Genomic DNA, 8,948 nt, shown 5'->3' with positions numbered 1-8,948 from the left:
CCGTAGTGGGCCTCCCAGCCGTGACCGGCGCCCGGCCCGGCGGTGGCGACGGCGACGGCTCCCGTCCGGGCGCTTCTCCCGGCCCGGGGCGCCGGAGCCCGGCGGACGTGCGCCTGGTCGTAGCGGTGCAGCAGCAGCCGGATGAGGGAGGCGTGCGCGCCCAGCGGCTGGGCCAGGACCGCGTCCGCCGTGGCGGCCGCCGCCGCTGCCACCGCGCAGGAGTCGGCGGCGGCGCCGGGCGTGACGAAGCAGCCGGCGACGCCGATCCGCCGGTGCCCCCTCCTCCGGAGTTCCGCTACGGCCTCGGGGACCGACGGGCCGCCCGCGCCGAGGTGGCCGGGCAGCACCGGCGCTCCTCCGAGCCGGGCGGAGAGCAGGTCGGCGGTGTGCTGGGTGCCGGCGGTGGACTCGGGGTCCAGCGAGCCGGGGGCGGCGAGCACGACGGCGTCACCGGCCCGGTGGCCGGACTCCACGAGCCGGCCGCACAGCGCCTCGGCGAGCAGCGGGTGGGGGCCGAGACTGGCTGCGAGCGGCGCTCGCCGCCCGGCCTCGGCCAGCAGCGCGGGGATGGCGTGCTTGACGCCCGGCCCCCGGGTGAACAGCAACGGCACCAGGACGGCGGCGGGCAGCCGGTCGAGGGTGGCGGCGAGCCGGGTGCCGCGCTCCTCAAGCCAGACCGCCTCGGTGCGCAGCCCCGGCCGCAGGGCGCGGACGCGGCGCAGCAGCGCGGTGACGGCGTCGCGGGACCGGGGCTCGGGGACGCCGGGGACGACGGCGACCAGCGCGGGCACGGGCACGGTGCCGTCGGTCCGCGCGGCGGTGTGGGCTGTCATGGGCTCAGCCTGCGAGCCGCCCGTTGCCTCCGTGTTGCGCGGGTGTCACATCCGTGCCGGGCGGGGCGTGCGGGACGTGCCGTTGCTCTCACCCGCGGGGCACGCGAGGCCGGGGGGCCGGCGGGTGTCCCCACCGGCCCCGGATGTCACGGTGCGTCGCCGTCGACGGTCTCGGTGGCGACCCACTCCAGGTAGCCGGGGCTGCCCCGGGTGACCGGGACGCCGATGATCTCCGGCTCGTCGTAGTCGTGGGCCTCGCGGAGGTAGGTCTCCAGCTCGCGGTAGCGGGCGCTGGTGGTCTTGAGGACCACCGGCCACTCCTGGTCCCGCTGGGTCTCCCCCTGCCAGCGGTAGTAGGAGGTGATCGGGGCGCCGACCTGGGCGCACGCCGCGAGGCGCAGCTCCACGGCGCGGGCGGCCAGTTCCTCGGCCTTCTCCGCCTTGTCGGTGGTGGTGGTCACCACGAGTACCTCGGTCGCCGCCGGTGCCGCGCCCGCCGGGTCCGCTGTCCAGGTCATCCTGCCGCCTTCCGTCGCCGTTCCGTGGGCCGGCGGACATGGACGCCCGCCGTCGCGCGATCTCCCAGGCTACGTCCCGTTCGGTTGCGGCCGGGCCGAGGCCGGTCACCATGGAAGGACGGCGCGCCTGAGGGCGCTGACCCCGGGAGCCGGCATGGAAGACCTGAACGCCCTCGCCGACGAGCAGCTGGAGCTGGCCCGCCGGGCGGAGCACGGACGCAGCGCCCACCTGTTCCTGAGGGACGGGCCGCTGCGGCAGAGTGTGATCGCGCTGCGGGCGGGCGCGGAGCTGGGCGAGCACGACGCTCCGCCGGCGTCCAGCCTCCAGGTGCTGCGGGGCACGGTCCGGCTGACCGGCGACGAGGCGGCCGGCGGCGAGGGCGGCGGCTCCGGGGCGGGTGCGGCGCTGGCGGCGGGTGTGGTGACCGAGCTGCCGGAGGGGCGACACGGGCTGCGGGCCGAGCAGGACGCCGCGGTGCTGCTGACGGCGGTCACCGCGGTCTGACGCCCGGGGAGCGAACGCCCGCGGATGGGGCGGCCGGATGTCGCCGCCCGCACTGGCCGGGAATCGTCCCCGGGCTCAACTCGCGTCATTCGGTTGGTCGTTCGCCTTCCGAACGACCGAACGCTCAGTAGGCTTGTCCGTTATGCCGACCGCCTTCGAGGAGTACCCGGGTCAGCCCGAGCTGGAGTCGATGATCGCGGGCCTGGTCCGGCGGCCACGCTTCACCGACCGTGACGGGGAACGGTCGGTCCGCGGCGACCGTCCGCTGCCGTTGGTCTGCCTGCTGCACGACGGTGGGCGGCGGCGCGCGCTCCCCTCGTTCGACAAGCGTGTGCTGTCCCGGACCAGCCACCTGCCGTACGCCTACGTCGACGCGGAGGCGGTCGCGGGCTCCGCCGGCGAGGGAGGGGCCCCGGAGGGACGCGACCGGGAACCGTCGCTGCTGCCGCTGCTGGAAGCCGCCCGTTTTCGCCTGGACGCCGACCGTTTCGGCCCGGACCACCGGCCCTCCTTCGACCGCTACGGGCTGATCGACTGGCTGACCCGGCAGCCCACTCCGCCGCGTGGACGGCGGCGGAACCGGATGACCGAGCTGCTGCGGCAGTGGAGCGGCCGGGCCCCCGCCCCCTCGGACCGGCAGGCGATCGGCGAGGCCCTCGACGAGATCCCGTCCGCGACGGTCCGCTCCGGGCTGCGATTACTGGTGACGCTGGGCGGATGGCTGGGGCTCCGGATCACCGGGGTGCGGCGCCAGGCGCGGTGGATGATGCGTCAGCCCTACCTGGTTCCGGCCCACTCGCACGACTTCGAGGGGTTCGCCGAACGGCTGACCGTCGACCGCCGGGAGGCGGAGAACCCCGAGCACGTCGAGAAGCTGCTCGTCCACGCGTTCCTGGAGGACCTCCGGGCCGGCTACCGGCGGCGTCACCGCCGGGTGCTGCCCCGCCGCTCCGGGTGGCGGCGGACCGCCTACGTGGTGCTGCTTCTGGACAACGTCACCGGCCGGAACGGCGGTTGGGAACTTCTGCGGCTGATCAACGAGGTCCGGAACGAGACGGGCGAGCACGATCCGCTGTTGGTGGTGGCGGCCGGTGACGAGCTCCCCGAACCGCGGCCGGGGAAGATCCACCACCCGTCCGACTCCCGTGCCGCCCTTCGCCGCTGGGACCACGAACTCCCCCGCAAGAGGCAACAGTTCGACCGCTACGCGCGTTACCTCTGGCTCGGGGCCCCGGCGGCGCCGATGTCCTCGCGGCGGGGCCCGGCTCACATCACGGACAGCGGGACCCGCCCGGCCGCGGACCGGGCGCCGGCATTCACCGACGGCCCGGACCGCGACGGCGACGGTGACCAGCCGGACGGGTTCGGCTGGGCGGCGGGCGGCGGGCACGGCGAGGACCGGTTCTGGCCGCGCCGCGCGCCCTGGCCGGCCCGCCGCGGCGTGGTGGAGACCGCCCTGGCGCTGGCACTGGTGCTGACGCTGCTGCCGGTGGTCTTCCGGGTCGACGACTCCTGGTCGGCCGGGTGCTCCTACTTCCGGGCGGGGTTCGAGGAACGGGTCTCGGTGCGGGTCGTGGAACTGGGTCGCGGCGATGTGCAGTGCGTGGGCTACAGCGACAGCGCGGCCCAGGTGTTCGGCACCGACAAACGGCTGCGCACCGCCCAGTTGACGGTCTTCGAGGAGAACGAGAAGGCCGAACGGCTCCACCGCGACCAGCCGGAGCGGCCGTTGCTCACCCTGGTCCACTTCGTCGGGCTCACCCACCGCGATGTCACCCCCGACACCGACCACGCGTCGGCCGAGGAGCTGGAAGGGCTGGTGCTGCGCCAGCGCGAGCAGAACAACGAGGAGGCCCCGTCCGAGCCGCTGCTGCGGGTCGTCGTCGCCAACGGCGGCGACGAGATGGGCGAAGCCGAGCTGGTGGCACGGGAGATGCTGGCTCCGCTGGCGGAGTCCGACCCCACGGTGGTGGGGGTGCTGGGGCTGGACCGCACCATCGCGGAGACGAAGCTCGCCATCGCCGAGCTGGGCCGGGCGGGCGTCCCGGTGATCGGCACCACGCTCACCGGCACCGGCCTGGCCGAGGTCTCGCCCCTGTACTTCCAGATGGTGCCGGACAACGACCGGCAGGCCCTGTTGATCGCGGCGTACGCGGAACACCTGCGCGCCGAACGGGTCACGATCCACCACCCGCCGCTGGAGCGCGGCGACGCCTATGTGGAGACCCTGGTGGCGGGGACCACGGAGCGGGTGACGGAGTCCGGCCGCGAGGTGACGGCGGAGGGCTGGACCGACTCCCCCGGCGAACTGACGTCGCTGTGCGCGGACGGCGAGGACCGCAGCCGGGAGCTGGTCTACTACGTGGGCCGCGAGGCCGACTTCGGCGGCTTCCTGCGGCAGGTCACCAGCGGGTGCACCCGGACCGACCGGCTCCCGCAGATCGTGGCCAGCGACTCGGTCTCCCGGTTCGTCGCCCAGCCGGAGCGGCGCGCCAACACCGTGCTGGCCGGCGTCCGGATCTCCTACGTCGGGCTCGGCGCGCTGGTCACGCTGGCGGGCGAGCCCTGTCAGCGCGGGCAGGCTCCGCCCGGCACCGGCTCGGGAACGCCGCTCAACGTGTTCTGTGCGGGATTCGCCAAGCTGCACAGCGAACTCGCCGGAGAGATACCGGAGATGGCCGAGCCGGCGGCACCCGGGCCGGCCGAGCGCACCGGCGTGGCCTATGACGCGGCCGGCCTGATGATCAGGGCGGTCGCCACCCTGCACCGGACCTTCGAGACCGGCGAGCACAGCCGCCCGGCGCATCGGGCGGCGGTCGCGCAGCAGATACGCGAGAGGGTCTTCAAGGGGGCGACCGGCGAGGTGGACTTCCGGAGGGACCGGATCGGCAACGAGCGCAACCTCGCGGTGCTCACCATCGAGAACATCAACGACCTCGAAGCCGCGCCCACCTGCTCCTTCCTGATCGGCACCCTGCACGACGGCGACCAGCCGGCCGAGAAGGACACCGGGTGCCCGCTGTGACGCCCGGCGCACGCCCGCGGCCCCGGACGAGCGCCGCCCGCGCGCCCGCCCCCAGTGGGGGCATCCCGGTCCGCGCGTCGTCGTCCTTTCGTGTGGCGCGCGCCCGGAGCCGAGGCGGCGCACACCTCTTGAGCCGGCTGTGACCTCGCCCAACACCCTTGCCACACAGGGCAGATGGGATGCGGCGAAGCCTGCTCCGACCCGGCGGCGAGGATCGAACGAACGTGCGCGAACGGCCTCGGCCCCGGGACAGGGTTGACTTTCGTCCATGAACACAGAAGCGGACAGCGCGGGGGCCGCCCCGGGCGATGGCCGCCCGCGACTCATGGACTGCGCCGTCATCGCGCGTGACGCCGCCCTCGCCCGGGCGGCCCAGGCCGGTGGGGACGGCGCCACGGGCGGGAGGGTGCTGGTGCTCGGCGCCACCGGCAAGAGCGGACGACGCGTGGTCGGCAGACTGCGGGCGCGGCGGACACCGCTGCGGATCGGCTCGCGGTCGGCACAGGCGGCGCCCTTCGACTGGGCCGACCCCGCCGGATGGCCGGCCGCGCTGGCCGACATCGACGCCGTCTACGTGGCCTACGCGCCGGACCTCTCCGACCCGGCCGCGCCCGGCCGGCTGGCGGCCCTCTCACGCGCGGCGGCCGAGAGCGGCGCGCGCCGGCTGGTCCTGCTGTCGGGCCGCGGGATGAGTACGGCGCGGCGCGCCGAGGACGCGGTGCGCGAGGCGCTGGAGGGGACCGGGACGGCCTGGACGATGCTGCGCGCCTGCTGGTTCGCGCAGAACTTCTCCGAGGACTCCCTGCTGCCCGAGGTGCTCAGCGGCGTGGTCACGATCCCGGCCGGAGAGGTGCCCGAACCGTTCGTGGACCTGGCGGACGTGGCGGACGTGGCGGTGGCGGCGCTGACGGAGGCCGGCCACGAGGGCGAGACCTACACCCTGACCGGGAGCCGGGCGCTGACCTTCCGGGAGGCGGTCGCCGAGATCGCACGGGTCTCCGGGCTGGAGCTCCGCTACCGTCCGGTACCCGCCGCGCGGTACGCCGAGGCCATGTCCCGGCGGGGCATGGCGCCGGCGGCGGTCGCCGCCGCCATGCTGACCCTGACCGAGACCCTGGACGGCAGTTGCTCCGAGCCGGCGGACGGCGTGCGCCGCGCGCTGGGCCACGAGGCCCGGGACTTCGAGGAGTTCGTGCGCCGGACAGCGGCCAGCGGGGCCTGGGAGGACTGAGGCCGGCCGCCGGCCGGGCGCCGGGGCGCACCGGCCGGCGGCGGCGAGGGGCGCGGCGACCATCCCTCCTGTGTGGTCACCGCGCCCGGCGCTGCGGCGGTCAACCGGTGGCGCAGCGCTCCCCGTTGAGGCTGACGGCGGGTGCGCCGTGTGCTCCGGTGTCGGACTGGAAGCCGAAGCCGAAGGTACCGCCCGCGCCCACCGCCCGGTTGTGCGCCACGTTGGCGGCGGTCACGGTGGAGCCGCTCTGGCTGAAGGTGGCGTTCCAGCCGCCGGTGACGCGTGCGCCCGCGGGCAGGGCGAAGGTCGCCTGCCAGCCGTCGAGCGCGGTGGCGGTGGTCACGCCGACCTCCACCACCGAACCGCCCGGCCAGGCGCTGGTGACGCGGTAGGAGACGGTGCAGCCACCGGGTGCCGGGTCGGTCGGGTCCGTGGGATCGCTCGGGTCGGTCGGGTCCGTGGGGTCGGTCGGGTCGGGGTCGCCGCCCCCGCCGAACGCGGCCAGCACCGCTCCGTAGGCCGGCTTGGGCCGGTAGTCCTCGTCGTACAGGTTGGCCGCGCCCTCACCCGGGAAGACCCCCGGAATCCAGGAGTCGCGGTCGCTGACGCCCCACATCGTGACGCCGGAGCACCGGTCGACGTTCAGGCACGCCTGGACCACCTGGCGGTACTGCTCCGCCTGCTGGGCGAGCCGGCCGGCGTCGGAGGGCGTGTTCATCCGGATGTCCAGCTCGGTGATCACCACCTCCAGCCCGAGGTCGGCGAAGCGCTGGAGGTTGGCCTGATAGCTGGCGGGCATCTGGCCGAGGATCATGTGCGACTGGAAGCCGACGCCGTCGATCGGCACGCCCGCGTCCAGCAGTGAGCTGACCAGCCGGTACATGCCGTCGCTCTTGGCGTTGATCCCGTCGGTGTTGTAGTCGTTGATGAAGAGCCGGGCGTCGGGGTCGGCGGCGCGGGTGGCGCGGAAGGCGTCCGCGACGAAGCTCTCGCCGAAGGCGCGGGAGAAGACGGAGTCGCGGAAGGTGCCGTCCTCGTTGAAGACCTCGTTGACCACGTCCCACCGGTCGATGTCACCGGCGTAGCGTCCGGCGACGGTGGCGATGTGGTTGTCGACGATGCCCCGCAGCTCGGTGGGGCTGAAGTTGCCGTTCTCCACCCAGCCGGGCAGCTGGCTGTGCCAGACCAGGGTGTGGCCGTACACCTGCTGGCCGTGGCGGTCGGCGAACTCAACGAGGCGGTCCGCGCCTCCCCAGTTGTACTGACCGCGGGTGGACTCCAGCGAGCCCCACTTCATGGCGTTCTCGGCTGTGACGGAGCTGAACTCGCCGCCGGCGATGGCGGTGTAGGTGGGGTTGTTCAGCAGTCCGTCGTTGAGCGCGGTCCCGACGAACCGGCCCTGGGTCGCGGCGGCGTCCCGGAGGGTGTCGGCCTGGCTGGTTCCCGCCCACGGCTGCGGGAGGTGCTGTGCGGTGGCCGAGGCGGTGTCGCCCGCCGAGGCGGTGCCGTACGCGGCTGTGCCGGAGAGCAAGGCTCCGGCGGCGATGGCGACGGCGGCTCTGCGCGCCAAGCGCATGATGGGCCCCTTTCGTGTGGTGCGCCCGGGCCGGTGGTGGTGCGGGGGCGGCGGGGCGCTGGTGGTAACTCGTCTAAAGGGGGCTCTGGCGCCCGTCAACCCTTCCGGAATAGAGTTGAAAAACTTCCGGAACATGTGGGGACTGCGCGGAGCACCCCCCGAACCGGGGGAGAATGCGCGCAAGGAGGGTCCGGATGACAGGCGAGAACGGCGTGACCAGCGAGGTCAGCGGCGACGAGGCGGGCCGCGGCGGTGCCCCGAGGGTCACCATCACCGCCATCGCGCGGGAGGCGGGCGTCTCGGTACCGACGGTCTCCCGGGTGGTCAACGGGCGCTCCGACGTGGCCCCGCAGACCCGCGCCCGGGTCGAGGACCTGCTGCGGCAGTACGGCTACCGCCGGCGCTCCAGCGCGCCCGGAGACCGCGCGGCCCTGCTGGACCTGGTCTTCAACGACCTCGACAGCCCCTGGGCGGTCGAGATCATCCGCGGCGTGGAGGACGTCGCACACGAGGCCGGCGTCGGGGTGGTGGTCTCGGCCATCCACGACCGCGCGGGCCCCGCCCGGCAGTGGATGCGGAACCTCCGCTCGCGCGCCTCCGACGGCGTCATCCTGGTGACGTCCGTGCTGGAACCCGTGCTGCACAAGGAACTTCACCGGCTGGGCGTGCCGATCGTCGCGGTCGACCCGGCCGGCTCCCCCGCCCTGGACGCTCCCACCATCGGCGCCACCAACTGGGCCGGCGGACTGGCCGCCACCGAGCACCTGCTCCAGCTGGGACACCGCCGCATCGGCTTCATCGCCGGACCGGCGCGGCTGTTGTGCAGCCGCGCCAGGATGGACGGCCACCGCGCGGCCCTCGCCGCTGCCGGCGTACCGGTGGACGAGGACCTCACCGCGCCGGGCGACTTCTACCACGAGGCCGGGTTCACCGGCTGCAACCAGCTGCTGGAGCTGGCCGATCCACCGACCGCCGTCTTCGCCTCCAGCGACCAGATGGCACTGGGGGCGATCGAGGCACTGCGGCTGCGCGGGCTGCGTGTGCCGCAGGACATGAGCGTGGTGGGCTTCGACGACCTGCCCGAGGTGCGCTGGGCCTCCCCGCCGCTGACCACCGTGCGCCAGCCGCTCTCCGAGATGGGCAAGATGGCCGCCCGCACGGTGCTGGGGCAGGCTCGGGGCGAGTCGGTGGACTCGCCGCGCCTGGAGCTGGCGACCGAGCTGGTGGTCCGGGCCAGCACGGCCCCGCCCACCGACAGCC

General features: G+C 74.6%; 7 protein-coding genes. 4 read left to right on the top strand and 3 right to left on the bottom strand.

The annotated features are described in order from the left end of the window. Positions 1 to 833: sirohydrochlorin chelatase (locus tag E0D90_RS20085; RefSeq protein WP_130799517.1), on the bottom strand; the 833-nt coding region annotated here is incomplete at its 3' end. Between the two features lie 146 nt (positions 834 to 979). Further along, complete coding sequence (gene cutA, locus E0D90_RS20080; RefSeq protein WP_103501249.1) at positions 980 to 1,351, bottom strand: divalent-cation tolerance protein CutA; 372 nt, start codon at positions 1,349 to 1,351, stop codon at positions 980 to 982. A 154-nt stretch (positions 1,352 to 1,505) separates the two neighbouring features. Between cutA and E0D90_RS20075 the strand changes: the two genes are divergently transcribed. From E0D90_RS20075 to E0D90_RS20065, 3 genes are all read left to right on the top strand, one after another. Further along, the gene (locus E0D90_RS20075) at positions 1,506 to 1,856 is read left to right on the top strand and encodes a cupin domain-containing protein (RefSeq protein ID WP_130799516.1); all 351 of its coding nucleotides are present in this window, start codon (positions 1,506 to 1,508) and stop codon (positions 1,854 to 1,856) included. A gap of 142 nt (positions 1,857 to 1,998) precedes the next feature. Next, positions 1,999 to 4,881, top strand: a complete 2,883-nt coding sequence (locus E0D90_RS20070; RefSeq protein ID WP_130799515.1) for a type 1 periplasmic-binding domain-containing protein — start codon at positions 1,999 to 2,001, stop codon at positions 4,879 to 4,881. Positions 4,882 to 5,149: 268 nt separating this feature from the next. Then, the gene (locus E0D90_RS20065) at positions 5,150 to 6,112 is read left to right on the top strand and encodes an NAD(P)H-binding protein (RefSeq protein ID WP_227870354.1); all 963 of its coding nucleotides are present in this window, start codon (positions 5,150 to 5,152) and stop codon (positions 6,110 to 6,112) included. Positions 6,113 to 6,212: 100 nt separating this feature from the next. Here E0D90_RS20065 and E0D90_RS20060 read toward each other — a convergent pair whose 3' ends face one another. Next, positions 6,213 to 7,688: an endo-1,4-beta-xylanase gene (locus tag E0D90_RS20060; protein ID WP_130799514.1), complete on the bottom strand. Its 1,476-nt coding sequence runs from the start codon at positions 7,686 to 7,688 to the stop codon at positions 6,213 to 6,215. Between the two features lie 194 nt (positions 7,689 to 7,882). Between E0D90_RS20060 and E0D90_RS20055 the strand changes: the two genes are divergently transcribed. After that, positions 7,883 to 8,948: LacI family DNA-binding transcriptional regulator (locus tag E0D90_RS20055; protein ID WP_130799513.1), on the top strand; the 1,066-nt coding region annotated here is incomplete at its 3' end.

It is taken from the genome of Streptomyces otsuchiensis (genome assembly GCF_004305975.1).
GTDB classification, from domain to species: Bacteria; Actinomycetota; Actinomycetes; order Streptomycetales; family Streptomycetaceae; genus Streptomyces; species Streptomyces otsuchiensis.
Note: the sequence above shows the minus strand (reverse complement) of the source record. Positions and strands in the feature narration are given on the sequence as shown.

Excerpts from the sequence above, each read along its gene's own strand:
- E0D90_RS20075 (WP_130799516.1), top strand. The coding sequence starts at position 1,506 with ATGGAAGACCTGAACGCCCTCGCCGACGAGCAGCTGGAGCTGGCCCGC.
- E0D90_RS20060 (WP_130799514.1), bottom strand. The coding sequence starts at position 7,688 with ATGCGCTTGGCGCGCAGAGCCGCCGTCGCCATCGCCGCCGGAGCCTTG.
- E0D90_RS20070 (WP_130799515.1), top strand. The coding sequence starts at position 1,999 with ATGCCGACCGCCTTCGAGGAGTACCCGGGTCAGCCCGAGCTGGAGTCG.
- E0D90_RS20065 (WP_227870354.1), top strand. The coding sequence starts at position 5,150 with ATGAACACAGAAGCGGACAGCGCGGGGGCCGCCCCGGGCGATGGCCGC.
- cutA (WP_103501249.1), bottom strand. The coding sequence starts at position 1,351 with ATGACCTGGACAGCGGACCCGGCGGGCGCGGCACCGGCGGCGACCGAG.